Genomic DNA, 23007 nt, shown 5'->3' with positions numbered 1-23007 from the left:
TTTTTGGAACCGATCGCCCGCAGGTTTATTCTTTGATCGCAGGGGGGCGAGCTACCGGGATTTCAATCCTGAAATCTGCTCCCTGTCCCGGTTTCGAGATACAGTTCAAGCTTCCTCCGTGTTTTTCCACCACAATCTGGTAGCTGATAGACAAGCCGAGCCCCGTACCCTTGCCCACAGGTTTAGTGGTAAAGAAAGGGTCAAACAAGTGGCATTTAGCTTTTTCGGCCAATCCCGGCCCGCTGTCTTGAATCCGAATCACCACAACTTGAGGGCTCGACTTTCCTGACTCACCAGCCTCCGAGTTTGGGGCCACCACCGCCGTCGAGATTTTGATCGTCTTGGGTGGGGGCTGAGTTTCCAAAGAGTCGATCGCATTCGCCAAAATATTCATAAATACTTGGTTGAGCTGTCCGGGATAGCACTCTACCTTCGGCAAGTTGCCGTAGTCTTTAATTACCTCAATTTCCGGTATTAACCCGTTTGACTTTAAGCGGCTCTGCAAAATAAGCAGCGTGCTGTCAATCCCTTCGTGAACGTCCACCCGCTTCATCTCCGCTTCGTCGTGCCGCGCGAAGTTCCGCAGAGACAGGACAATTTGGCGGATGCGTTCAGTTCCCATCTCTATTGAAGACAAAATTTTCAGCAAATCCGGCACTATGAAATCAACATCGATTTCTTCGTTTTTGTCGAGTATTTCGGGGCAAGGCTCCGGGTAATGCTTTTGATACAAGTGCAGCAAATCCAGCAGATTTTTCATGTACTGCTTGCAATAAGTCAAGTTGCCGTAAATAAAATTTACCGGATTGTTAATTTCGTGGGCGACGCCGGCGACCATTAGACCGAGAGAGGACATTTTTTCGTTTTGGATGAGCTGAGCTTCTTTCTGCTGCAACTGCTGCAAAGTTTCCGTCAGTTGGCGGGCTTGAGTTTGAGCGGCTAAGGCTGCCGCCCGGGTTTGGGCGTATAGTTCGGCTTGGTCGATCGCGATCGCCAGTTGATCAACCACCGCTTGCAGCAACTCCACTTCGCTCGTCGCCCAGGAACGGTGGGTGCTGTAATGGTTACAAACTACAGCACCCATTTGACCGGAGCGAGTCTTGAGTGGCAGCAGGAGGTTAGAAACAATCCCGATACTGCTCAAAAAAGCTCGCGTGGGTGGTTCGATGCAGAGTGCTGTTGCCGCGTCGCCGATCCGGAGCGTTTGGCGGTGGGTAATTTTCTCGGCCAGCAGCGTTACTTGTTCGATCGGGTATTCTGTAAGCCGCTCTTTCAGTTGGGGATTTGCCGCTTCGTGGGTGATTGCAAAGGTTGGCTGCCCGTCTGGGGAGATGGAATACCACAAAAAGTAGCACTGGTCAACCTGCAACAAGCTGCGAATTTCATTGACAGCAGTCTCTAAAATTTTGTCGAGGTCAAGGGAATTCCGCATCTGGCTGGCAAGGCCGAACAGCAAGCCTTCCCGGCGGCTCAACAATTCTTCTCGGGCCGTGATGCGATCGATCGCCACAGCTATGGCGTTAGCCATGCAGCTCAGAACTTCTAGCGCTCCCTCGCTTACCAAAGCGCTACTGCACAGAGCCATCACTCCCACCAGCCGCTCCTCCACTATCAGCGGATAGGCAATGGCGCAGAGAGACGGGTTTGACAGTAGGCATACAGGAGCCGTTTGGAGTTTTCCCGGTTCTGCTCGCACCCAATCTTTTATTTCCCGTTCCCACCCTTCGGTGCTGAGTCCTGAATCGGCCTGCAATTCTAACTGCTCTGTCTGTGGGTTGAACGTCCAGATAGTCGCCTCTTTGGCGTCGAGGTAATCTACCATTGCCTCGGTGCAGCGGTTGAGGATGGGCGATATTTTCCCACCTTGTCCGAGGGCGGCACCGACTTTAGCTTGCAAAGCTCCCAAGCGAGCTCGCTCTTGTAGTGACGTGGCCGTTAATTGGCGCTCAGATGTGTCCCCGGAGCCGACAACGATTTCTCGGATTTGTTTGGTATCGTCTGCACGCGCGATGCTCGCTGAAGTTTCCCACGAATATTGAGATTTGCCTGTTTCCTCGATCGTCGGGAGCTTTTTTGTGCCGTATATTCTCCTGCTGCTCTGTGGCGTCTGTACGGCACACAAGCTGGATGGGTTCGAGCCAGAAACTAACTCCGAGATTTGCGCGCTGTCCGAGCTGATATCTTCTGCCTCTGCCAACTGTTTCTGGGCTTTGACTAATTGCCAGCGCAGCTCCACCAAACTCGCAACTTGCCGACTCAAAGCTTGGAGAGCTTCTATGGTTTCTTTTGTCAAGTCTCTCGGTACTGAGTCCATGACCGATAGCACTCCCAGCATCTGCCCATCTGAGGTCATGACGGGGATGCCGGCGTAAAATTTCACGAAGGGGTAGAAAACCGTCAGGGGATGCTCGCCAAATCTCACGTCTGTGGAAGCGTCTAGGACAATGGCGGCGGGCGGTTCTTTAAAGGATTTTATAGAGAGTTCGATCGCAGATTCGGGAGCAACGGGCGGTTTTTGCAGGGGGATTGCCAGGTCAAATTCCGAGTTTGAGTTTGAGCCGACTGCTAACTCTTCGGGAATTTTATCCAGGGCGCGAGCGCAAAAATTCAGGTAACAGTGGGCCAAAGTTCGATCGATACCTAATTGCGATTTCAACCAGTGACGGTTACCGTCAATCAAGCTCAAGAAAGCAATAGGAGTTCGGCTGATCTGAGCTGCCAAACCGACCAAATTGTCCAAGCAAGCGTCTGGAGCAGAGCCCATAAGATGATACAAGTCAATGTTATGGAGCTTGAACACTTTTTTACCAAGAGGCAAGGGTGCTTTCATCATGTGTAACTGCCCGTCTAGTTGCTGGCAACCGCCCTTCCCAATACTTCCCTTGAAAAACAAGCTATGAATTCTGTGCTGGGAGACTCTGGGCGCAAGTTCGGCGCAGGTTGCTTGCGCCGAATTCAGACTAACCTCTTGAGTGATCTGGAAACTTTTGAGTTATCGGAGTTAGAGCACCCCAGATCTAAGACTATATAAATTCTACTTCCAGTTGACTATGCTTTTGAATACCTCCGGCTCTCTAAATCTAAGAGCCTCTGTTGGGAGGAAGCAGCTTTCCAAAATATATGACTATTGCTTACCTAGAATTTTTTTATCAGTTTAATTGTATTTTAACAGACTTGGCTAATCGTGGGTAGCTGGCTTGCTGGTAGATTTAAATCAGGTGTTTGTGCCACAATACCTGGGTTCTTTACCGAGCTGTGCCTTAGCCTGGAGTTTAACTACAGTTAGGAGATGAATTACAAAAGATTGGTAAGATGTTAAACTTTGTAACAATCGTTACTCAAACTCGACCTTCTAGGGTTTCTGGGCCCGGATGCACATTTTGCAAATGTTGTAATTGCCGATCGACCACTCTCCCAATCTCTTTTTTCGAGTTTGAGGTAAAAAAACAGGGGTAAGTTTCAACTAACGCTCCAACGGGGTTGACAATTATTGTGTAGAGGCAACTCTCAAAAAATAACTCCATGAAGTATGTTTTGTATTTTCAAGAAGTATAAATAAACAGGGAGAAGAATATGTCTGCAAGTAGCAGTCAAGTACCAACTATTTTGGCAGTTGATGATAGCGTCGTGATGCAAGGACTTGTTAAACAGGCCTTAAGCAAAGAGTTTCGAGTTCTCGTAACCGACAATGCAGTGGATGCTTTGTCAACGATTTATCACGAACAAATTTCTGTTTTGTTGCTGGATGTTTCGATGCCTGGTATTGACGGATTGGAACTCTGCCGCACGGTACGCAGCTTGCCTCAGTTTCAGAATTTGCCGATCGTAATGCTGACAGCGCGAGATGGAGCCTTTGATAAGGTACAGGGGCGTTTGGCGGGAGCAACAGAGTATTTAACTAAGCCGTTTGATGCTGATAAGTTGCGCGAGGTAATTGGTAAGTTTATCAAAATCAAATAATCGGAATAAAAAAATCAGTTTTGAGTAATTAATGAAGGAATTCGAGTAATTAATGAACTAAAAAGTTGCGATCGCGCTCTCTTATCCCCGATTTTTTTAACAAGTCGCGGATCGGGGTATTCTGCACTATTTGCGGGGTAAGTCCTAAATTTTTAATTTAGCCAGGAGTAAGGGAGCGATCGCACTGACAGGTAGAACATATTGGGCGGCACCGAGGGCGATCGCCTCCTTGGGCATTCCGAAGACAATGCAGCTAGCTTCGTCTTGGGCGATTGTCAAACCGCCCTGTTTAGCGATAGCCAACATTCCGTCAGCACCATCTCTACCCATTCCTGTCAGCAAAACCCCCGCTGCCCCCCGATTATAAAAATTAGCTACCGATTTAAATGTCACCGTTACAGAAGGGCAGTGTCCCGCGACATGAGCAGCTTCTGAATAAACAAATCGCCCTTGAGAGTCCAATTCTAAATGACGTTTTTCTGGCGGAAAATAAACAGTCCCAGCTTGTGGCAATTCCCCAAAAGAAGCTATCTTAACAGGCAGTTTCGATTCATTACCTAGCCAATCAACTAATCCTTGCAAAAAACCTTCACTGATGTGCTGGACACAAATTATAGGCACGGGAAAACTAGCCGGAAGTTTAGAAATAATCGCGTACAGCGCTTGCGGCCCGCCTGTAGAAGCCCCTATAGCCAATACTTTAATAGTTGAAGATTTAACATTTTCGTTGGAAAACTTGTAATTAGCAACTGGTGCTTGGTTGATTTTTAAAATTTGATTATTATCTTCTGGGGGCATCGTTTTTTGATGCCGTGTAAATACTTTAACTCCTGAGAGGATTTTCACTTTAGCTATTAATTGATTGGCTAGACGATCGTAATCTGATACCAAGCCGCCAATCGGTTTTGGAAAAACATCCAATGCACCAGCCTTTAAGACTTGAAATACATTCTGAGTATCATTCGCTTGCACTGAAGCACTAATTACTAAAATTGGTAGCGGATATTTCTTCATTACTTCTTTCGTAAATTCTAATCCGTTCATTGGTGCCATGTTCAAATCTGTACAGATTACTTCGGGGTGAAGTTTCGGGATTAATTCTAGTGCTTCTAACCCATTGCAAGCGGTTCCTACAACTTTGATTTCGGGCGAGGAATCAAAAATTCGTTTGAGGACGAGCGTAACTACTGGAGAATCTTCAACTAACAATAGTTTAATGGGCGATAACATCTGTTTGCTGGAAAATGGGGAATGGGAAATGGGGAATGGGAAATGGGGCACTTGTAAGGCCCTTCGACTTACTTCCCTTGGGGTTCGGGAGCGGGCAAGCCGCGCAGAGCGAGTGGCTAGGCTCAGTACAACTCGCTCAGGAACCGCAGAATCAAAGTATTGGGCATTGGGCATCGATGCACTGGTAATTGTGCACTGGGCACTGGGTATTGGGCCTTGCTAATTGGTAGTAAATAACAAATGCCTAATAACCAAGGACTCATGACTCATGACTAAACTAACCTTTTTAGTGTCTCTACCAGCACATCTTGATTGAAAGTCCCTTTAGGAATATAAGCATTGGCCCCCGCATCAGCCCCTCTTTTTCTATCTTCATCCGACGCCAAAGATGTCACTAAAATTATCGGCAACTCACTGTATTCTTTCTGCTCGCGAATCTTAATAGTCAGGGCTAACCCATCTAAATTTGGCATTTGTACGTCAGAAATCAAAGCATCAAAATCGCGAGTTTTCAATTTATGGAAAGCATCCAATCCGTCTACCGCAGTCACAACTTCGTAACCCGCACCTTCCAGGATGCGCTTTTCTTGAGTGCGCGTGGCGATCGAGTCTTCTGCTAAGAGTATAACTTGTTTTCTGCTGGCAGTCTCAAGTTGCGATCGCGCACCAGAAAGCCCACGGGACGAAACTTGCTGGCGTACAGATTTTATCAAATCGTGGGGATTGAGGACCATACAAACTTCCCCAGTAGCGAGAATTGTGGCACCCGAAACATTTCGCACCCGTTTCAGCAATTGACTTTGAGGTTTCATCACCACATCCTGTTCGTCTATCAAAGCATCTACAAATAATCCCAATCTTTCCTCCCCAACTTTCAAAACAATACAAGGCATTTTTGAAAAATTTGAATTTAGGGATGCTTTTTGACTTTTTCTAAGAATTTCGCTGTTGGTTCCCTGTCTCAAGTGCCGATTTTTGTTCCACCATTGTTTCTGGTGTTTCTGGTTTATTTCTAGTAAATCTGTCAGATGAGCAACTGACAGAGGCTGGCCGTTTGAAAGTATAGTTTCCTTACCTTCTATAGCAAATATCTCAGACTGAGACACCTGTTTTGCCGTGTCTACAAACTCTACTGGCAGAGCATAAGGAATGTCTTCAACTACTACAATTAATACATTTGCTGTAGCTAAAGACGTGCTGATTTGCAGTTTCAAAGTGCATCCTTTTCCCGGCAAAGACTCTACTTGAATACTACCTTTTAGGGCTTCAACATTAGTGCGAACTACATCTAAACCTACCCCGCGGCCCGAGACTTCAGTAACAAATTTTTTGGTCGAAAACCCCGGAGTAAAAATTAAACATTGGACTTGAGTATCGGTCATTTCTGCCAGTTGTTCAAACGTATAAATATTACGTTTTACAGCCGTTTGTTTGATGGTCTCTAGATTTAGTCCCCGGCCATCATCAGCAACTTCAATAATAATATGGCTAGCAACCTTGTAGCCTTTAATTCGGAGAGTAGCCACGGGAGATTTACCTATTTTTTCCCGCTCTTCAACAGTTTCAATACCGTGGTCGAGCGCATTTCTAATCATGTGCATTAAAGGGTCTTTCATTTCCTCTAAAATGCGTTTGTCTGCTGTAGTTTCCCCTCCTTCAATCACTAATGCAACTTCTTTACCTTCCCGTTTCGCTAAGTCTCGTACAGTTCGAGGAAATAAATTAAAAATAGTAGACAAAGGCAGCAGTCTCAGGGTGCGAATTCCTGATTCTAATGCCTCAGCGATTAATTCGAGTCTGGCAGTATCTTCATAAACTCGATTTCTCAAGCGGTTGACTAAAGTTCCGAGACGTTCTAAACGTTTTTCTGTACGTTGATAGTAATCCTGCAAGTGGCTAAATTTACCGTTGGCTTTAATACCGTTTTCATCTATTTGCATCCGATCAACATTCAAGCTCGTTACAAAATATTCTCTGCTCCACTCTTCCCACAAAGTTGTAATTTGTTCTATCTCTGCAACTCGGTGTCCTAGCCGAGTTTTTGTGACAGTAAGTTCCCCTGCTTGAGTCATTAAATCGTCTAAATTTTGAGTAGCAACGCGAATGGTTTCAATGCGGTAAGATGAGGTTGAGGATGCAGTAACTGCCGACTGCGAAGCCGACGCAGTGGCGGGCCCAGAAGGTGCAGGCAAGTTTTGAGCTTGCAGTAGAAATTCTGGCTTGGATTGTAGCGGTAAAAAAGAGGAATTTTTCTCTAAGTTAAGGACTTCAGAAGTTTCAACATTTGTTTCTAGTTCTTGGGTAGGAGGCTCAGTAAATTGCGGTTCTACCAACGGTTGTTCTGGTACTTGTGAAGATGAATGATGTACTATTGAGGCGGCCGCCTGGGGCTGTGGCTGACTAGAAGCACCCATCATGTTAGCGAGGATGTAAAAAGTATTAACGCCGGAATCTTCGCCGGTAACTGCTTCGTTAACGAGTTTCCGTATGGCATCTAAACCTTGCGAAAGTCGATCGCTAATATCCGAATTCAGTTGAGTTTCTCCCCGCTTGACACCTTCCAAAATATGCTCCATTTGATGAGCTAAAGATGCTACATTTTTTACTCCCAGCATCCCAGCATCACCTTTAAGAGAATGGGTTTCCCGCAACAATTGTTCTAACTTAGCTAAGTCGCTCGGATGTTGGTCTAAGTACAGCAATCCGTCGTCTAATTTCTGTAAGTGTTCTTGACTAGCGACTTTAAATACATCTCGAAGTTCTTGATCTTCAATCATCATATATGTTTTTGAGTAATAGGTAATTGACCAGGGCTGATGGGTAAGTGGTAATGATAATTATGTTGAATAGTCAGTCGATTGCTTTAGCAAGTATGTCGGATGAAAAATCCTTTTTGATTTTTTCGTGAGTTTTTAGATCAACTCCCCAGGCTTTTTTAGGATTGGTGGGATGAGCCAGATAATACCCATCTTGATTTAAGATAAAAGATTTGTCGGAGAGTTCAGAAGTGAAATTTTTCACCATATCGATAAGAGTGCTACCCAGAGCATTGCTAATCAAAAGGCTTTGTCTTTCTCCTTTGGCATTAAAAATTGGAGTTGCGTAGCGAATTGTTGGCTTGTAAGGAATTTTTATTTTCCTGCCTTCCTGATTCAGATTTAAGGAAGACACATAGACTTGTCCTGGTTGTAGCTTCATAGTCGCCAGAAAGTAATCTCTGTCTGCTTTACTTTGTAGTTTAGAATCGGGAATAACGTTGATATTTGTGCCGTCAGAATCTAAGCGCACGATATCCTTACCTTTGTGATATATGTAACGCAATTGCATATAATATGGCTTAGCTTCCATCATGGACAAAAATGTGACTTGCATTCGCTCAACCCACTCTTTATAAGTTGAATTAGTTTTTTTGTCTCCTCCATTTCCTTCTTGAGTTCTAATAATTCCCAGAACAGGGGGAGTTTGGCGGAGAAACAAAATATCGGCTCTCAGATTTTCAAACTTGTTAATCATTTGATTGGCGGTGGAATTAACACTGTCACTAAGGGTTATTAATGCTAAATTTTGCAGTGCTTCTGTTGAAGAAGAAGTTCCATACCAACCAAAAATAGATACTAGAGTTAAGGTAATTAAAATTAGGAGCAGCAGCAGTCGAGGCTGCATTTTTGGGAAAAAATTGTTAATCATTGGTTACTGGGAATTGGTTACTGGTAACTGGTAACTTGTACGATCGCATAGTCTAAGTATAAGGAACTGCAAAATTGTACGCTCGCGTAGCAGAAGTATAGGGAATAGGGAATTGTGAATTGGTAGTAAATAAAAAATAATAACTCCCAAATAACAACTACACTGCTGATTTGAGATTAGGTTCTGATTGGTTCCCAAAAAAGTTATTACTCCAGTTAATATCACTGGAATTGTAGCGCGGCAGCTCGCCAAAGCAATTGCTTTAATTCTTAAGGATATATTTGGCATTTTTTGGTAACTATTCATAATTCATTGATCTCCTACAAAATTGCTTTCAAATCTAAGGCTGCTTCATTCAATTTTTGAGTACCGACTTTAGTTTGACTGATACCGCAAGCGGTTTGGGCTGCGGCTTGATTGAGGGAGTTCATAGCTTGCACTACCTGTTCGATCGCGATCGATTGCTGTTTGGCATTTAGCGAAATTTGCTGAGAACTTAAAACTACATTGTTAATGGCATTGGTAACTCCTGCAAATGCCACTGCGGTTTCTGAGGCAATATTCACGCCCGATTCCACTGTTTTGGTGCCTTCGTCTGTCACCATTACCGTTGAGTTAATCGCCCTTTGAATATCAGCAACTAATAGATTAATTTGCACTCCTGATTTTTTACTGCGATCGGCAAGTTTGCGAATTTCTGACGCCACGACACCAAACCCCTTGCCGTGTTCTCCCGCCCGCACTGCTTCAACAGCAGCATTGAGTGCTAACATATTAGTCTGATTCGCCAAATCGCTAACTAAAGTTGAGATATTACCAATGTGATCTGTTTGTTCGCTCAACTCTATAATTTGTCCTTGGATATCTTGAACTTTAGTTTTCAAAGTTGCCATTGCTTCTAAAGTTTGTTCTACAGCTTTTGTGCCACCTCCAGCTAAATTTAAGGCTTGCATTGCTTGAACCAGGGCGGTTTCGATTTGCTGTGATGTCGCCCTGGAAGATGCTCCCAATTCGTCCATTGTAATAGTAGTTTGATTTACTGAAGCTGCTTGCTGACTTGCCATGCGTTCCTGTTCTTCCACGGTGGCTGCAATCTCAGTGGAAGAAGAGGCGATCGAGCTAATTGCCCGATCGATAGTTGCAACAATTCCTGAGGATATCCGCCCAGCCATACCCGCACCAAACAGCACTAACAGCACCGAACCAACCAGCAGCGTCGATACCAAAAAGCTTAAAGCTTCCTTCGTCATTTTCGTTTTTTGATTAACCAGATTTAATTCTGTTTCCCGAAATTCCCGGTTCACTTTCAAAAATTCATTCACTACCTTTTTGTACTTGCCTGTATTAAATACAGCGATGGCTGTCGCTGTCTGATTTTGCAGCACTAAGCGAACAATGTCTTCGTTACAACCCTCATAATATTGCTTGACTAGCTTTTGCATCCTCTGCAAACGAATTCTCTGTTCGGGATCTTTAACGGTCGGCGCTACATTATCCGCCGACTGCTGAGCCAACTCTGCACCTGTGTGAAAATCCGTTAAAAAATCATTATTTTTATTAATTAAATACCCACGTAGCCCCCGTACCATTTGCTCCGCACCTAGGGATATATTAGTTGTTTCTCCGAGTACGTGCTGTACCCTTTCCGTTTCTTGAAAAGTTGTAAACACCTGATTTGTAGTAGCGATAACTACTACGGGAAACCCTAAGTATATAGCGGCTGGCGCTAGATATCCGAGCAGCATCTTGTTTCTAATGTTTAAGTTGTTTATTTTAGCAAACATATTTTTTTCCTTAATTTAAGCAAGTGCATACACGAATTAGATTTCTTAGTCAAATAGCACTTAAAAAGCGGATTGGGTATAACTAACTTCTTTAGTCCTGGACGCATTTCAAGATAATTCTCTCATGCTGAGTCCCGATCCTTACCAGTCCTGAGCTGTGCGTTGGATCAGGATTGCGAAGGAAATGAAGTATCAAGCCAGATGCTTTACTTAACTCATGATACATAGGCTTTGCGTAAGTCCTGTTTTTGATTTGATTCAAACCTCTTCATCAACAACTAATCCTCCTTTTGTCAGAAGTTTTTGCAAGTTCAGAATAGCCATCATTTTGTCCCCGTAAAGAGCTGTCCCCCGTAGATATTCGCGGTTGGCAGAATACAGTGCAGCCGGAACACCCGCAATTTCCGACACATTTAAGTATATAATATCTAATATTTCGTCAACAACTATACCAGTGACAAAATCCCCAACTTCAACAACGATCGCCTTAGAGAGATAATTTGCCGTCTCCAACATATTTAAAGACATATTTAAAACACTGCGAATATCAATTAGCGTCACAATTTCTCCCCGTAAATTTATATTTCCCACTATGCGATCGGGAGTGCAAGGAACCGGAGTTACTTGGTTAATATCAGTAAATTCGCGCACTACATCCAAAGGAATACCAAAGTATTCGCCATTCAAAACAAACACCGCCAGGGAAATATTAATTGCAGCATCATTTTCCCCCTCGCCTCGCCGCCTCAAATTATTAGCACGCGATTGAAAAATTGCTTTTTCTTCGGGGGTAGCCTGCGGGCAAAAAACGTGACGATTGCTCACATTTGTAGGATTTTTGCCTAACAATTTTGTACTTATTTGCGAGTGTAAATTTTCCGTCTCTGCCTCATCAGCTGCTGCTTCACTACCTGCATTGCTTAGAGAAACAGGCCAGTTTTCCTCTGACTTTTCGGGAGAATATCGAATTAAGTGATCGAGATTCAGCAGCATGATAATATCGGCTTCGCAGCGGGCAAGTCCCGCTACAAAATGATGAGAGGCTTCTGAATTCTCTCGCCCGTAAGATAGCTGCGGAGTGATGGCATCTTCTGAGAGTTCCTTAACTTCGCGAACTTGATTGACAATTATACCGACTTTAAATTCTTGCCACTCGATGACGATCGTACTATCTGTCACAGAATACTCCTGCCAAACGTATCCCAAACGGAGATTCAGATCTATCACGGGCAGAATTTCGCCCCGAAGGTCGATCGCCCCAACAATATCTTGAGGTGCTTCTGCAATTGCTGTCAACTCCGGCAGAAAGAAAATTTCCCGAACATAACAGGCTTCTATACCGCAGAGAAAACCGTTCTGTTCAAAGATAAGATACGGTTTAGTTTCCATATTTTAGTATACAGTTTCTTTACTGTATAATCTTAACAATTTTTTTTTTACGTTCATCAGCACTTGACTAGCTGTCATTTTCCCCTGCGAATCTATGGGAGTGTTTGGCGGTAGTGCTTTCAGGATTTCACAAGATGAATTGTACATTTTAAGAGCTCTTTTTACTTGACCTTCTTTATTGTATATATTCCCTAGTTCTATATAAGCTGAAATAAAAGATGGACACATATAAATAGTCCTCTTTAATAATTTTTTTGCTGTTTCCAATTGCCCCTGTTCTTCAGCAATTTGAGCTTGTAAATAATCAGTATATACTGATCCAGGCTCTACTTTCCTAGCTCGATTACAGTATTCTATTGCCTGAGAATAATTGCCTGCATTTGCCTGAACTTGAGCGATTAAAAAATAAGCATCAAAATTATGCCCCTGCAAGTCTATTGCCTCTTGTGCCTTGTTGATTGCCTCAGCATAATCGTGAGCTTTAAATAATTTTTTAGCCTCTAAAATGAGTATTTGAGCAGTTTTATTTTGAGTATTTTCTGCTATTATTTTTTGTGTAACTGACAGGCCATTGTTCGGCAATGCGTCCTCCAGATAGCGAGAGGGCAGCATCTTCCCCAGCGGATTACTTATGTTTAATACGGGCGGCATCTCGGAAAAATTGCTGTTAGTAGTAACACTAGGTGGCATCGTTTCCCCTGTTAGCAACTCACCACTATCATCGCCCATAGTATCTGCTTTCGGGAAGTCCCTAAATGCCGAGTTGGCTTCCCCTACCCTTGCAATCCTAGACTCTATTTGAGAGCCTTCCTCCGGTACTGTATCCCGACGCTGATACACCACCGACTCCGGGAAAATCTTGGGTTGAAACTCGTTCATAATTTGACCGAAAACTTCAGCGTGACCAGTCATTAAATATCCTCCAGGTCTCAGGGTCTTGGAAAATTTTTTCAGTACCAGTGAAATATACTTATGTTCAAAATATACAAAAACGTTTCTACACAAAATTAAGTCTAGATTATAAATATTTTGGTAAATATTAGGAAACTCATCTGTGATTAAATTTACACAGCTAAAGTTGACACTTTGGCGCAATTCTAGATTAATTTCCCAATCATTTTGCCTCGGATGAAAATACTGCTTTTGTATCTGCGGTTCAACCAAGCGAAACGACCAATGACTATAAACTCCTTGGGGCGCTTTTTTGATTACTTTTTCATTGATATCTGTACCTAAAATTAATATTTTCCAGTGTTCCCAATCGGGAATCAACTGTTTTAAAACAATAGCTAAAGAATAAGGTTCTTCACCGGTGGAGCAGCCCGCACTCCAGATTCGCAATGTCGGCTGCATTCCCAAGGTCTTGTGCAAGTTTCTTTTATGCTCTATCAATTCAGGAAAAATTACTCTTTTTAACAGAGCAAATTGTCCTTTATCTCGCATAAAATAACTTTCAATTGTTGTTAATAGCAATACTAATTCTGACCATTCATTTTTACTTTCAAAAGTTTTGTCGGTTAAAAATTTATAATATTTTTCCGCTTCTGCGATTTTTCTGGCTCTCATTCGACTGATGATTTTATGAGACAAGCCCGCTCTATCTTGGGTTCTGATTCGCACTCCAATCTCAGTAGTAATTAAGTTAATAAATAGCTGAATTATGGAATCATTCATGTCAACTCAGGTAGATTCGTTTAATAATTGGGGAAGTGGCAACTTTTACTGAGCAGGTGCTGATGAGTTTGTGCTGAGCATAGTTGCTAGCCGGCGGCTCGTCCGTTGGCGAAGCCGAAGGGAGCCGAAGGGAAGTGCGTAGCTGAACTATTAGGAATTGGGGAACTTGTAAGCTCGTGTATTCCAAATATGGGGAATTGGGAATTATAAATTGGGAATTATAAATTGGGAATTTAGCCGATCGCATTAACAAGAACAGTGTCACACCACATCATATCAGAAACTTGCCAGCTACTCAAAAGAAAAAGGCAAAAGGTAAAAGACACAAGCCAGGAAAAAATTATCCCTTCTGCCTTCTACCTTCTGCCTTCAAAAGCACTAATCTCCAACTTTAAGCTGGATATATCCGCAAGCGACGATTTGGTTCTTCCCCAAAACTGTGGGACTTCAGGTGATAGTGTTCCACAAGTTCGTGCTGCATTTTGCGGACGTTAGGAGAACGGGGCAGGAGTTCCACCGGCTGTCCCTTCGGAATGACAATTTGCTCGACTGCTAAGCGCGTTTCTTCCAGAGCTTCGAGCTCATCAGAAGAACCGCTGCGGGCGAATAAGGCGAGGTCTGCCACTTCCGGGGTGCCGGGGTCATCCATGTCTAACAGACGCCGCAAAGCTCTGGCTACATGGGGAATAGTGGCGGCCTTAATTGTGTGCACGGGAACTTGGCGAGTTTTGGCCAAGTGCCTCAATTTCGACTGGTTCCGAACGTTCGATCGCAAAGCCACAACCACGTCAGCACTCTCAATATCCTTCGTCAGCAGCACCGGCAGGTTCAGCGTTGAAATCACCTGTTCGAGCTGGTGGCGAGGGATGCCGTAAGGATAAACGTGGAGGGGCAAATCTTCGCCGTTAGGGCCGACATTATGGGAATAGCGTCCGGCCGCCTTGGGTACCGGTTCGACGGACAGGGATTCTTCGAGCAGTTGCTCGAAATACCGAGTCTCAGAAACCGGCGCACTTTTAGCAGCGAAGTTCTCGCTGGGAGCGGGCATCGGCACCATTTTGCCAGCACTCCGCCACCCTGAGATCGGTGTGACGGGCCGGATTGCCGATACAGCAGCCGAGCCGCTGGAAGCTGCCATCCCCGGAAACCGGGCGGGGGGAGCGGCTGACTCGCGCTCGATAATTATTTCTCCAGTCTCGCTGACGCTTCTGATTTGCTGGTGCGGTTCGCGTCCCCGCAGCAAAGTGTCGATCGCATCTGCAACTCGCTCGTGGATTACCCAGCGCTCGCGTTCGAGCATTTCGACGGCAATTTCAAAAGTTGGCGGTGCTTTGCGCTCCAAAACCGTCTTTTGAGAACCGCGCCGTCTTGCTTCGTCATCTCCCAGCGTCACCGCTTGGATGCCCCCAATTAAATCTGCCAGAGTCGGGTTTTTCATCAAGTTTTCGATCCGGTTCCCGTGGGCGGTACCGACCAACTGCACGCCCCTTTCGGCGATCGTCCGAGCCGCCAAAGCTTCGAGTTCCGTGCCGATTTCGTCAATCACGATCACTTGTGGCATATGGTTTTCCACTGCTTCGATCATGACTTGGTGCTGGAGTTCGGGACGGGAAACTTGCATTCTGCGAGCTCTGCCGATCGCTGGGTGGGGAATATCTCCATCTCCAGCAATTTCGTTGGAGGTGTCGATGATTACCACCCGTTTTTCCAAGTCATCGGCGAGCACGCGGGCAATTTCCCGCAGGGCCGTGGTTTTGCCAACCCCGGGGCGGCCTAGCATCAAAATTGACTGACCGGTTTCCACTAAATCGCGGATAATGCCGATCGTCCCGAACACAGCGCGGCCCACCCTCAAAGTCAAGCCGATAATCTCGCCGCTGCGGTTGCGAAGGGCGCTAATTCGGTGCAGGGTTTGCTCGATACCGGCTCGGTTGTCGCCGCCGAAGTGGCCGACTCGCTCGATGCAATAGTTGAGGTGTGCCTTGGTAATCGGCGTTTGGGAAAGAGGTTCGGCCAAGGATGGAAAACGAGCTTCAGGTTGGCGGCCCAAATCCATGACAATCTCAATGAGATTGTTGCGCTGCGGGTGCTGCTCTAAGGGCTGCCGGATCTCATCTGGCACGATGTCTAATAATCTGTTGAGGTCGTCTGTAATCTGCATTCGCCTCGATGTGTTCGGTGACGTTTTCAACTTTTTAGTCAGTTGTCAGTTAACAGTTGTCAGTTGCCAGTGGCCAGTTGTTATGTGTCAGTTGTCAGTTGTTGTTGGAATTAACTACTAACTACTAACCACTAACTAATGACTCATGACTAATGACTCATGACTAATGACTACTGACTAAAATTCTTTGAGCGGGGAAACTAGAGAACGAGCTAAACTCACGGCCTGTGAGAGAAGTTCTGGGACGGCTTCGAGCTGAGGTAGCCGAGATGTTTGAACTCCGGCTCCTGGCCGCGCGACTGCCACCGGAACGGCATAGGCTCGATCGGTCTGGATTGTTTCTAACTGTTCTAAAATTGGCGATAGCAAAACCCTGGCATAGCTGCCGTAAGCTACACCTGCAATATATTGGACAGGGGGATCTGACAAATTTTTCCCGCCATCCTTCATCAGTCCCTCGGCTCTCAACTTGCTGACAGTGTGAGCATTAGTGCCACCTGCAAGTTGCACGTATCCCGGCAACTGGGCAGCCAAAACTTTTTGACCGAGTTTGACTGCGGCTCTAGTAGTTCCTGTTCCGATATCTCCGCTCATTGGCCTACCGTCCGTTTGCCAAATTAGGGGACAAGGAAGGGGGGAAATTATTTGATAGAGTGTCCGCAAATAATCAATCAAACCGTCTCCATCGGGGCAACTAATTGCTATTACCTTGAGTTGACCGACCCAAGGAGCTATGCTCGACCAAAGTCGCCCAAAATCTGCCTCTCTGCCTACTTGCGTGTGAATTTCTAGGGCGTCCGCACCGGATTGCAAGATTAAAGGTGCGATCGCGGCGGGAGCAGACACGTAAGAACGAGTATAAATCAGTTGGCTCGGACAAATCGGCAGACAGCGACCGCAGCCATAGCATTGCTGGTCTATCACCCCGGAAAAACCACTGCCAGCACTCTGAAAAACTATTGCTTCGGCTGGACATATTTTTTCGCACGGCCGCCAGCAGTCCGCCGGACAATCGGCTGGGTTGAATTCGGCTTTGCGAAAATGCGGGTCTTCCCCATCATTTAAACTCACCATCAGCCACGGCAACCCTTTGCCGCCAAACCTGCGGTTTTGAGTTCTTGCCTGTAATTCGCTGGCCACTTGTAGGGCTTCTTTCGCTGCTGCGACGGCGGCGGGATCTGCCGCGACATCGATACAGTCAGCGCCTGCTAAGGTGTAAGCCAAGGTAAGATTCCGTACAGCAGGTAGGTGTTGAAAGCTCGCCCCACAGATCAGCTTGAACCAATGGCCATCTTTTAATGAGTTTAGGGGATGATAATGTTCTGTCACCCTTATATGCTAATCCTTTCAGCTAAAAATTACTATGTGGAAATTTCTACTTGATTTTAAAATTTAGCCGTGTACAAGCTGGAAACGCTACTGATAGCAGTAGCTGTTGCGCTGTTGGCTCTATATGTAGAGTTCTGCCTTAATTTTTTTTCCTAAATTTGATTTTTTTGAGAGCGACTGCTGAGGGGCGATTGGGAGATGGGGCGATCGGCTTTAGTTACAGACAGACTTTCAATTATATCCTATGGTGGTGGATTTGACAAGGGAAAAGTTGGCTAGAGATTTTTTTTGAAGTTGCCGTGCAGTAACAATTGCCATAAAGTTCGATCGAGCATTGAAACCCATCGACGAACCGCAGATGAACATTCTACCTGAATTGAAGGTACATTCATCTGCGTTAATCTGCGATTCAACGAGCTATACTACTTGCTTAGCCGCTTGTAAACCGTAGCCAAAGCATGGCTATCCCCCACATTTCCGGGAAACAAAACTACAGGTAAATTGGGAAACAGAGGATGATCTGCATCGGTTTTCACCACCGAACAACCTGCAATAATTTGACCGAGTTGCCTGACACTTTTCAGCGACAAACCGGTACTCAAAACATCATTAGAAGTAATGCCGCCCTTGCTAATCAAAAACCCGATATCCGCAGGCAGTCCTCGCACGATATCCATCAATAAAGCAGAAACCGCCTCTCCAAATTTTAACCGGACTTCTGCATTTTCAAATTCGAGTTCCTTGCGGCTTGTATAAATTACAGGTGTTTTGCCATCGGCATGAGAAGTGCGGACTTTTTCCAGAATTTCATCGAGCATTTGGGTGCGATACTCAGGTGAATCTTCTAGCAAGTGAGATACATCTAATTCAATGCTAACTATATTGGGTTCTTTTAACAAGCGTTCCAATTGTTCAGTAGTTTTCTTAACGTGGGAACCAACTATTACTGCACCCGCTTTGCCACCCCTCACGTATTTTGCCATATTGTCGGCTGCGATTGGCTGGTGACCGAGGTCAGCTAAGGATGTTAAAATACTCGCCCCGCTGCGGAATAAAAACTTTTTGCCTTGACTGACTGCATCGAGAACGTGTTTGGCAAATGTGTCTAAATCGGCTTGGCTTTCGCCGTCCACAACTGCACATTGGTTGTCTGTCATCTCCATCAGTCGATCTAAACTTCCATAGCGGATGTCTTCGAGTAAAATGCGATCGACAGTATCATGGTGGATGCGACCTTTGGTTTTTTCTTCTACATAGTCGGGGAGGTAACTGTGACTGTAGCCAAAGACTGAATCTTTGGCAAATTCGGTTTGGTGAACAGGCGTTGCGACGCTGTTAACCATTAGGTAATGCACGCTGTGGCGGGTAATTCTGCCTCCTTCAAAAAAGGCGGGAATTAGAAAATGAGCGTCGAAGGGGCCGAGTTCTTCAGCGATCGCGTCGGTTTCGATGGGATAGTGGCCGCGCAGGGTAGAATCGGAACGGCTAACTATTAGGAAGTCTTCGATTTCTTCGCTGGCGATCGCCTTTTTGAGATTTTGGCACACTTCGCGGGTGACGGAGGCTGCTTTTTCGGGAGTTAGCGATCGAGTATTTGTCAGTATGAAGAAAATCGGGCACTTGTCCCGCAGCCCCAAACGCAGGGTGTCTTCGTCCCAACGTGTCAGCAGCAAGCAACTGTGCACGGTTTGAGAACCAGTCGGATCGTCGTCGAGAACTATAATCTTGGGTTTGGCAGAAGACATACTGACCTGGTTGTTAACGTCACCTTTCCAAGATATCCTTACCTGTTACGTAACAGGAAAAAATTTACAATAGTTATGATATTTTTTTAACTATTTTCATAACTCCTAATTTGGAGAATGTGTTTGAGTTCGCTGGGTTCAGTAAGCTGCCTATTGCTACTGGGTAAGAGGCGCACGCAGCCGTGCAAGCTACTAAGTTTTGCCATTTTTAAAATTAGCAGCGTTTCGATCTTGCAACTTTTTCATTTCTGCTTGAACTCCCACAGCTACTTGCAAAGCTTCGTTGAGCAATCGTCCTTGTTCGCTGGCTCTATCGCTAATTTGCAGGGCATTCAAAGTTCTCAAATTATTGGCAAACAATTCGGAGTTAGTATCGACAAATTTTTTGTTTTCCCTGAGAATTCGCTCGGTTTTCAAAGCTCTGACTAAATCGTCTCTGATTAGCTGCAAGGCTTCAATAACTTTTGCTCGATCGCCCATTTTGACTCCCGCATTGCCAGCATCTTCTATCTGATCATTAATGGCGATCGCTTCGATTATACCATTATAGCGATCGACATCATCAAAAAGATTGATTAAATCTTTGTTTTGCCGACTGCACCGAATTTTCCACGCATCCTCAAGGATTAAACCGACGATCGCAACCAAGTGAAAGGCGAACCACAACAAATAAGCTCTAGGAAATATCGCAACCATTAGCCAACAACTGATTAGAAGCAAAACAATTAAACCGACTGTTTTCAAAGCTTCGCGGGCAAACTTAGTCGCTGTCGGCGGCCGGTATACGCGATCGGGCCGCGCGCCTGTGAGGTGCTTGAGCTCACCAACAGTAATTTCTAATCCCTGAATGTCAGCTCGCATAAATCTTCACAAATATTTGTTAATTATAAAGTTTTGTAGTAGAACAAGGGGCTCGTCTACAATAAACCTAACACTTTTTTCACCCAAAACTGCACTATGTCCGCACGTCCTATATACCTCGACAATCACGCCACAACCCCCGTAGATCAACGGGTACTTGATGCGATGCTGCCGTATTTCACCGAACAATTCGGCAACGCAGCCAGTATCAACCACGTCTACGGCTGGGAAGCAGAAGCAGCGGTAAAACAGTCACGACAAATCATAGCAGAAGCGATCAATGCTTCTCCAGAAGAAATTGTTTTTACCAGCGGCGCCAGCGAAGCAAATAACTTAGCGATCAAAGGTATCGCCGAAGCTTATTTCAGTAAAGGAAAGCACATTATCACAGTAAAAACCGAACACAATGCAATTCTTGACCCCTGTACCTATTTGCAAAAATTGGGGTTTGACATTACTGTTTTACCGGTGAAAAGCGACGGGCTGATTGATATAGGCGATTTGATCAAAGCGATTCGCGCGGAGACAATTTTAGTTTCAGTGATGACGGCTAACAACGAAATTGGCGTCATCCAGCCGATCGCAGAAATTGCAGCAATTTGTCGCGGAAATGACATTCTTTTTCACACAGATGCGGCACAGGCGATCGGCAAAATTCCCCTCGACGTAGAGGAGATGAATATCGATCTAATGTCCTTGACAGCCCACAAAATCTACGGGCCAAAAGGGATCGGTGCTCTCTACGTGCGCCGCAACAAACCCAGAGTGCAGCTAGCGCCGCAAATGCACGGAGGAGGCCACGAACGGGGAATGCGATCGGGAACTCTCTACCCACCGCAAATAGTTGGGTTTGCCAAAGCAGTAGAATTGGCAATTGCAGAAATGCCGTCGGAAACAGAACGAGTTGTTAATTTGCGGCAGCGTTTGTGGGAAAACTTGAGTGAATTGGGCGATGTTGTTCTCAACGGTCACGCTACGAAGAGATTGCCGGGGAATCTCAATATTAGTGTAGGCGGCGTTGACGGTCAAGCGTTGATGTTGGGTTTGCAACCGGCGGCGGCAGTTTCTTCGGGTTCTGCTTGCACTTCGGCGAAAATTTCTCCATCTCATGTTTTAGCAGCGATCGGGCGATCGGACAAATTAGCTTATGCTTCAATTCGGTTTGGTATTGGCCGGTTCAATACCGAAGCAGAAATAGATGCAGTTTCCCAACACGCGATCGCAACTATTACATCTCTCCGACAAGCTCAAAAAGTCAATCAATTTTAGATTTGAGATTTGAGAGTTTAGATGAGAGAAGTGAAGATTAGGAAGTAGTTTTGAGTTTTGAGTTTTAAATTATTTAACTTACAACTCAAAACTTTTCCTCTGTTTATCACAGAGTACAATTGGGAGCAACCCCTTACTTAGAACCAAATACCTCGCGCACCCGATAAATTGGTTTTCCCTGCGACTCGTGATAAGTCCGCATCATCACTTCCGCCAGCAAACCAAAACAAAATAACTGCACACCAGTTAACAGTAAAACCACAGCCAAAATCAGCAAAGGACGATTGCCAATACTTTGACCGAGACCAAATTTCACGAAACTCAAATATATTCCTAAAACCGTTCCCAACGTCATAGAACTCAGTCCCAAAAGTCCAAAAACGTGCATCGGTCGAGTCAGGAACTTTTTCATAAAAGAAATAGTTAACAAATCCATCAACACCCGAAAAGTCCGCCAAATTCCGTACTTACTTTGACCGAAACGGCGGGCGTGATGTCGCACTGGAATTTCTGCAATTCTCGCCCCTTCAATAAACGCCAAAGCAGGCAAAAAGCGGTGCAATTCCCCGTAGAGATTCAAGTCTGCTACCAACTCGGATTTATAAGCTTTCAAAGAACAGCCGTAGTCGTGCAAAGTTACGCCTGTAACGCGACCAATTAACCAGTTCGCAATTTTAGAAGGAATCAACCGGCTAATAGTATTGTCTTGCCTATTTTTCCGCCAGCCACTAACTAAATCGTAGCCTTCATCTAACTTTGCCAACAACAGCGGAATATCAGCCGGGTCATTTTGCAAATCGCCGTCTAGGGTAACAATAGCACGGCCGCGAGCGCGATCGAAACCTGCGGACATGGCAGCAGTTTGCCCGTAATTGCGACGCAAAATTACAGCACAAAGGTCATCGCGACTGCTGGCTAACTGCTGGAGAAGTTCAGCAGAACCGTCCTTAGAACCGTCATCTACACAAATAATTTGATAGCTGAGTCCAGATGGTTGGATAGAAGAGGCGATCGCCTCAATCAAATGAGGCAAACTTTCCACCTCATTATACACCGGCACCACCACCGACACGTCGAGAACAACCTCCGCGCCAGCCTGCTGTGCAGCCAATTTTTCCAAAAATAATGCAGCGTCCATTTATTTATTCGATAACATCAACAGTCAACAGTCAACAGTTAACAACTAACTAGGTTGATAACTTGCCACAACTTTACCATACCCCCGCAATTGCTGGTAATAAGCTTGACTGACTAGATCGCCATCCTCCGACAAAACATCGATACCGATACCGTTGCGACCTTGTGCTTGTCCCGAACTGTGAATGTAGCGATTATCTCCGAGATATAATCCTACGTGAGTTGCTTTTTCTGGCGTACCAAAAAATACTAAATCCCCCGGTTCTAAAGCACTGATACTAATAGATTTAGTAAAAGCTTCCTGCTGATAAGCATCCCTCGGCAACCAGATGCCCGCAGCAACAAAAGCAGCTTGCATCAAGCCCGAACAATCATAATTCGGCCCGACTGTACCGCCCCAAAGATAATAATTGGATTGGTGCATAGCCTCGCGAGCAAAAGTAATTACAATTGGTAATTTTTCCTTGATTTGGGTCTCAGAAACCATCAGAGGATGATACACTGTTTCTGCCACATCGAGCAACTGAACATCTCGAATATCCAGCCATCCGGGATAATCATCTTCGCACAGCCACACCATCACAGCCGTTGTATCCCCCTGAACAACCGAGTCTATGCCATTTCTCCCCCCCGACCTAAGCTGGGGGGGGTCAACTACTCGCAAATGCCGCCCCAGCGCTGCTTGAGTGGCCAATCGATCGCACTTTGGGGAATCGTAAATATTTATGTGCGATCGCGCCCGATACTCCACAACATCAGATAATTGATAATTGGCCATTGC

General features: G+C 45.2%; 15 protein-coding genes. 2 read left to right on the top strand and 13 right to left on the bottom strand.

Annotated features, from left to right (window positions below; all coding sequences use genetic code 11):
* Window positions 1-25 precede the first annotated feature (25 nt).
* Window positions 26-2764, bottom strand: coding sequence for a GAF domain-containing protein (locus QUA70_RS01300; protein WP_333344780.1), 2739 nt, complete (start codon window positions 2762-2764; stop codon window positions 26-28).
* Between the two features lie 809 nt (window positions 2765-3573).
* On the opposite strand from QUA70_RS01300, the gene QUA70_RS01295 reads away from it, so the two are divergent.
* The gene (locus tag QUA70_RS01295; RefSeq protein ID WP_015175702.1) at window positions 3574-3960 is read left to right on the top strand and encodes a response regulator; all 387 of its coding nucleotides are present in this window, start codon (window positions 3574-3576) and stop codon (window positions 3958-3960) included.
* Window positions 3961-4104: 144 nt separating this feature from the next.
* Here the strand turns inward: QUA70_RS01295 and cheB are convergent, their stop codons facing one another.
* From cheB to QUA70_RS01245, 10 genes are all read right to left on the bottom strand, one after another.
* Entirely contained in the window at window positions 4105-5190 is a 1086-nt protein-coding gene (gene cheB, locus QUA70_RS01290; protein ID WP_333344778.1) for a chemotaxis-specific protein-glutamate methyltransferase CheB, read from the bottom strand.
* 272 nt (window positions 5191-5462) lie between these two features.
* Window positions 5463-7967, bottom strand: a complete 2505-nt coding sequence (locus QUA70_RS01285) for a hybrid sensor histidine kinase/response regulator (RefSeq protein WP_333327252.1) — start codon at window positions 7965-7967, stop codon at window positions 5463-5465.
* A 73-nt stretch (window positions 7968-8040) separates the two neighbouring features.
* Window positions 8041-8877 carry a cache domain-containing protein gene (locus QUA70_RS01280; protein ID WP_333327140.1) on the bottom strand — a complete coding sequence of 279 codons (837 nt, stop codon included), beginning with the start codon at window positions 8875-8877 and terminating at the stop codon, window positions 8041-8043.
* Between the two features lie 320 nt (window positions 8878-9197).
* A complete protein-coding gene (locus QUA70_RS01275; protein ID WP_333327142.1) occupies window positions 9198-10661 on the bottom strand; it encodes a methyl-accepting chemotaxis protein in 1464 nt (487 codons plus the stop codon).
* 258 nt (window positions 10662-10919) lie between these two features.
* On the bottom strand, window positions 10920-12050 hold the full coding sequence (locus QUA70_RS01270; protein ID WP_333327143.1) for a chemotaxis protein CheW: 1131 nt from the start codon (window positions 12048-12050) through the stop codon (window positions 10920-10922).
* A 3-nt stretch (window positions 12051-12053) separates the two neighbouring features.
* On the bottom strand, window positions 12054-13724 hold the full coding sequence (locus tag QUA70_RS01265; protein WP_333327145.1) for a CheR family methyltransferase: 1671 nt from the start codon (window positions 13722-13724) through the stop codon (window positions 12054-12056).
* A gap of 391 nt (window positions 13725-14115) precedes the next feature.
* Window positions 14116-15885, bottom strand: a complete 1770-nt coding sequence (locus QUA70_RS01260; RefSeq protein ID WP_333344776.1) for a R3H domain-containing nucleic acid-binding protein — start codon at window positions 15883-15885, stop codon at window positions 14116-14118.
* A gap of 177 nt (window positions 15886-16062) precedes the next feature.
* The gene (gene ldpA / locus QUA70_RS01255; RefSeq protein WP_333344774.1) at window positions 16063-17214 is read right to left on the bottom strand and encodes a circadian clock protein LdpA; all 1152 of its coding nucleotides are present in this window, start codon (window positions 17212-17214) and stop codon (window positions 16063-16065) included.
* 422 nt (window positions 17215-17636) lie between these two features.
* The gene (locus QUA70_RS01250) at window positions 17637-18959 is read right to left on the bottom strand and encodes a four-carbon acid sugar kinase family protein (protein ID WP_333344772.1); all 1323 of its coding nucleotides are present in this window, start codon (window positions 18957-18959) and stop codon (window positions 17637-17639) included.
* 192 nt (window positions 18960-19151) lie between these two features.
* On the bottom strand, window positions 19152-19820 hold the full coding sequence (locus QUA70_RS01245) for a hypothetical protein (RefSeq protein ID WP_333344771.1): 669 nt from the start codon (window positions 19818-19820) through the stop codon (window positions 19152-19154).
* A 96-nt stretch (window positions 19821-19916) separates the two neighbouring features.
* Here QUA70_RS01245 and QUA70_RS01240 point away from each other — a divergent pair, with 96 nt between their 5' ends.
* The gene (locus QUA70_RS01240; protein ID WP_333344769.1) at window positions 19917-21089 is read left to right on the top strand and encodes an IscS subfamily cysteine desulfurase; all 1173 of its coding nucleotides are present in this window, start codon (window positions 19917-19919) and stop codon (window positions 21087-21089) included.
* A gap of 133 nt (window positions 21090-21222) precedes the next feature.
* On the opposite strand, the gene QUA70_RS01235 is transcribed toward QUA70_RS01240, so the two are convergent.
* Both QUA70_RS01235 and QUA70_RS01230 read right to left on the bottom strand, forming a co-directional pair.
* Window positions 21223-22227: a glycosyltransferase family 2 protein gene (locus tag QUA70_RS01235; protein ID WP_333327157.1), complete on the bottom strand. Its 1005-nt coding sequence runs from the start codon at window positions 22225-22227 to the stop codon at window positions 21223-21225.
* Window positions 22228-22272: 45 nt separating this feature from the next.
* Window positions 22273-23004 carry a C40 family peptidase gene (locus tag QUA70_RS01230; RefSeq protein ID WP_333344767.1) on the bottom strand — a complete coding sequence of 244 codons (732 nt, stop codon included), beginning with the start codon at window positions 23002-23004 and terminating at the stop codon, window positions 22273-22275.
* Window positions 23005-23007: the final 3 nt, after the last annotated feature.

This window comes from Microcoleus sp. LAD1_D5, assembly GCF_036702115.1.
Lineage (GTDB): Bacteria > Cyanobacteriota > Cyanobacteriia > Cyanobacteriales > Microcoleaceae > Microcoleus.
Note: the sequence above shows the minus strand (reverse complement) of the source record. Positions and strands in the feature narration are given on the sequence as shown.

What these genes read in the sequence shown, in the direction of transcription:
- cheB (WP_333344778.1), bottom strand. Translation starts at nt 5,190, where the DNA reads ATGTTATCGCCCATTAAACTATTGTTAGTTGAAGATTCTCCAGTAGTT.
- QUA70_RS01275 (WP_333327142.1), bottom strand. Translation starts at nt 10,661, where the DNA reads ATGTTTGCTAAAATAAACAACTTAAACATTAGAAACAAGATGCTGCTC.
- QUA70_RS01245 (WP_333344771.1), bottom strand. Translation starts at nt 19,820, where the DNA reads ATGCGAGCTGACATTCAGGGATTAGAAATTACTGTTGGTGAGCTCAAG.
- QUA70_RS01240 (WP_333344769.1), top strand. Translation starts at nt 19,917, where the DNA reads ATGTCCGCACGTCCTATATACCTCGACAATCACGCCACAACCCCCGTA.
- QUA70_RS01230 (WP_333344767.1), bottom strand. Translation starts at nt 23,004, where the DNA reads ATGGCCAATTATCAATTATCTGATGTTGTGGAGTATCGGGCGCGATCG.
- QUA70_RS01280 (WP_333327140.1), bottom strand. Translation starts at nt 8,877, where the DNA reads ATGATTAACAATTTTTTCCCAAAAATGCAGCCTCGACTGCTGCTGCTC.
- QUA70_RS01260 (WP_333344776.1), bottom strand. Translation starts at nt 15,885, where the DNA reads ATGCAGATTACAGACGACCTCAACAGATTATTAGACATCGTGCCAGAT.
- QUA70_RS01265 (WP_333327145.1), bottom strand. Translation starts at nt 13,724, where the DNA reads ATGAATGATTCCATAATTCAGCTATTTATTAACTTAATTACTACTGAG.
- QUA70_RS01300 (WP_333344780.1), bottom strand. Translation starts at nt 2,764, where the DNA reads ATGGGCTCTGCTCCAGACGCTTGCTTGGACAATTTGGTCGGTTTGGCA.
- QUA70_RS01285 (WP_333327252.1), bottom strand. Translation starts at nt 7,967, where the DNA reads ATGATTGAAGATCAAGAACTTCGAGATGTATTTAAAGTCGCTAGTCAA.
- QUA70_RS01295 (WP_015175702.1), top strand. Translation starts at nt 3,574, where the DNA reads ATGTCTGCAAGTAGCAGTCAAGTACCAACTATTTTGGCAGTTGATGAT.
- QUA70_RS01250 (WP_333344772.1), bottom strand. Translation starts at nt 18,959, where the DNA reads ATGTCTTCTGCCAAACCCAAGATTATAGTTCTCGACGACGATCCGACT.
- QUA70_RS01270 (WP_333327143.1), bottom strand. Translation starts at nt 12,050, where the DNA reads ATGGAAACTAAACCGTATCTTATCTTTGAACAGAACGGTTTTCTCTGC.
- QUA70_RS01235 (WP_333327157.1), bottom strand. Translation starts at nt 22,227, where the DNA reads ATGGACGCTGCATTATTTTTGGAAAAATTGGCTGCACAGCAGGCTGGC.